Below are 516 nucleotides of genomic sequence, written 5' to 3' on the forward strand. Positions count from 1 at the left end.
GGCTTCGAGCGCGCGATGTACGTGCCGGCGCTCGACGAGATCCGGTTGCCCCTGCCCGAGCGCTTCGTGAACGCAGACAACTACTGCGCCACGCTGCTGCACGAGCTCGTGCACTGGAGCGGCCATCCCTCGCGGCTGCACCGCGCGTTCGGCACGCGTTTCGGGGATGCGGCGTACGCCTTCGAGGAACTGGTGGCCGAACTCGGCGCGGCCTTCCTCATGGGGCATTGCGGGCTCGTGGACGCGACGATCGAGGGCCATGCGGCCTATCTCGAGGCCTGGCTCGCGGTGCTGCGAAATGACCGCACCGCCATCTTCACCGCGACGCGCCACGCGAGCGATGCGTTCGACTGGATCGTGGCGCGGACGTTGCCGGAGATCGGCGAGCTGCGCTGATTCGCGAGTGGGTCGATCCGCTGGCGCTGCGGTCGGCTGCGCAGAGGTCTGGGTGGCTGGGCACGGGCTGTCTCTTATACACATCTGACGCTGCCGACGAAGCGCCACACGTGTAGATCT

The 516-nt window shown here is 67.8% G+C and carries 1 protein-coding gene; it reads left to right on the forward strand.

Annotated features, from left to right (window positions below):
• On the forward strand, positions 1-396 hold a 396-nt coding region (locus tag AC0IYU_RS34800; protein WP_472126955.1), incomplete at its 5' end, for a zincin-like metallopeptidase domain-containing protein.
• Positions 397-516: the final 120 nt, after the last annotated feature.

It is taken from the genome of Variovorax sp. AC103, assembly GCF_979254005.1.